The organism is uncultured Campylobacter sp., assembly GCF_938030785.1.
Taxonomy (GTDB): Bacteria; Campylobacterota; Campylobacteria; order Campylobacterales; family Campylobacteraceae; genus Campylobacter_B.
In genome coordinates, this window is record NZ_CALHIK010000024.1 from 1 (window position 1) to 2,625 (window position 2,625).

General features: G+C 51.3%; 1 protein-coding gene and 1 pseudogene. Both read left to right on the top strand.

Features of this window, described 5'->3' with window-relative positions; translation table 11 throughout:
• The first annotated feature begins 191 nt into the window (after positions 1–191).
• A complete protein-coding gene (locus Q0438_RS01310; protein WP_299186450.1) occupies positions 192–1,451 on the top strand; it encodes a pitrilysin family protein in 1,260 nt (419 codons plus the stop codon).
• Positions 1,452–2,077: 626 nt separating this feature from the next.
• A pseudogene (locus Q0438_RS01315) lies at positions 2,078–2,625 on the top strand (ATP-dependent DNA helicase RecG); the annotation flags it as partial.

A 2,625-nucleotide genomic window follows, 5' to 3' on the forward strand; every position in this document is an offset into this window, starting at 1 on the left:
GGGCGCTGAAATTTTACAAAACGTGCGGCGCGATTAAATTTTAAAATTTTAAGCAGGACGGGCAAAACTGCCTTGGCGCGAAATTTCAAAAACTAGCCCGGCGCAAATTTTAAAGGCGGCCTGGCTGCGTCAAAATTTTAAAACCGCGCCTGCAAGAACGATGAAATTTAAAAATTTTATAAAGGAAAACGATGGAAAAAAAAGAGATTTCACTTAAAACCAAAGACGGCAAGAGCGCTAAAATCGACTTTTTGTATCAGTTCGACGATTCGCTGCCGGTGGCGAGCTTCAAGTTAATTTTTAAAGCAAGCGGCGCGGTGAGCGAGAAGATAGCGGGGCTTGCGCGCATCTGCGCGGGCGTTTTGGGCGAGGGCTCAAAGACGCTAGGGGTGAGCGAATTCCACCGCAAGCTCGATATCCGCGCGGTCGAGATCAGCGCTGCGAGCAATTTTGAAACTTTCGGTATCCAGCTAAACTGCCTAAAAGAGCACTTCGATTTCGGCCTAGATATGCTACGAGAACTGCTTAGTGAGCCAAATTTAACACCCTCGGTGCTCGAAAAGCTAAAAATGCAAACCATAGGCGAGATCGCTGTGCTAAAAAGCGAGTTTGATTACATCGCGACGTGCAACCTAAAAGCGCTTCTGTATCCGCGCACGAGGCTCGAGCGGCCGCTCATAGGCGACGAGGCGAGCATAGAGCGGATCACGATGAAGGATGTGCGGGAGTTTTTCTCCTCGCTGAGTTTAGAGAATTTATACGTCGTTTTATGCGGCGACGTGAGCGATAAAAACCCGAAAATCGCGGAAATTTTGAGCCTTTTTGCAAGCGGAGAAAAGCGCGAGCTGCCGTTTTTCACGCCGAGCGATGCGAAAAAAATAAAGATCCAAAAAGAGCAGACGCAGCAGGCCTACATCTACTTCGGCGCGCCATTTACGCTGCCAAAGGAGCAGGAGTTCATCGCAAACACCGCGCTTTTCGTGCTTGGAAGTAGCGGATTCGGTAGCAGGCTGATGGAGCGCATCCGCGTTAAGCACGGGCTTGCGTACTCGGTCTATGCGCGCGGCGATTTCGAGCTTAGCCGTCGCGAGTTTTGGGGCTATCTGCAGACCAAAAACGAAAATTTGCAAAACGCCACCGCCCTCGTAAAAGAGGAGATCGCAAAATTTATCGCATCTGGCGTGAGCGAAGCGGAGCTGAAAAGCGCTAAAAAATTCCTAATCGGAAGCGCCGTGCTGCAAAAAGAGACGATGTTTAAGCGAGCGGCGATCGCACAGAGCGAGTATTATAAGGGCTACGCATTCGGCGAGTTCGAGCGAAATTTAAAGCGCATCGAGACGCTAAAACTCGGGGCGCTCAACGATTTCATCAGATCGCACGACGAGATCATGAATCTAAGCTTTTCCGTCATTTGCGACGAGGCGGCCGCGAAAAAAGGGCTTAAAATTTAGCCCGTCGCGGCGCGTATCTCCGCGATCGGCGTAAATTGAGCTAAATTTTAAAATTTATAAAGCGGCGCGGACGGCGCTAAATTTTACTTTTGCGCTCTGTTTACGGACAGCTTGTGCGTTTAAATTTAAAGCCGCGCCTACGTCGCGTTAAAATTTGCAGGGCTTTGCAGGAGCGATTAAATTTACGAGCCTTATAGGGGCGGCTAAATTTAAAGGCGCCGTGCGCGGCTCGGTAAAATTTCAGTGCGCAAAAACAAAGCCCGATTTCACAAGCCGTTTGCAAGCCGCGCCGCGAAATTTAAAAAGGCGCGCGGTGGCGGCTGCCGTAATTGAATTTTTGCGGTTCGCAAATCGCGCCGTGAAATTTCAAGCGATCGCACTCTGTTTTTAAAACCCGGTGCACGCCGCAAAAACACGGCTGCCAGACAAAACACGTGCAAACGAGTAAAATTTACAGGCGCAGCCGGCGAGTAAATTTGCCGCAATAACGAAATTTCGAGCAAATTTAAGCAAGCGTTCGATGCGGCGCGTAAAATTTTGATCAAATTTAGGCGGACGATTCCGCTGCGGCGCATAAAATTTTGCAGCGCGAGGGCTTAAGCGCCTATCAAATTTAAAGGATGAAATTGATTTTTGAAGCAAAAGACGCGGCGACGCTGCAAAAGGCGGGCATTACGACGCTTTTGGATCTGGCGCTGCTTCTGCCCAAAAGCTTCGACGATCTAAGCGTCAGAGACGCGCCCTGCGCGGGCGAGAACACGGCGGAGGTCGAGTGCCTCTTCCAGCACAGGCGTGGCTCGATGCTCATCGTCACGGCGCACTGCCTCAGCTGGGAGCGCGAGATCAAAATCGTCATCTTCAACGCCAAAAGCTGGCACTTCGGCGCCTTTAAGCGCGGCAAAAAATTTTTCATCCACGGCAAATGCGACGAGAGCTTCGGCTCGTGGCAGTTCGTAAACCCAAAAATCGTAAGCGAGCCGGGCAGGATCGCGCCCAAATACAAAGCCGTGCTAAGCGACGCCGCGGCGCAAAAGCTGATCAAAAAATATCTAAGCGCGGGCGCGCTTCTAGGCTGCGGGCTGCGCACGGACGAGGCGGCGGTACTGCTTGCGCTACACGAGAGCTCGCCGCGCAGCGTGCGAATGCTAGCCGCGCTAAATAGGCAGCTCAAGGA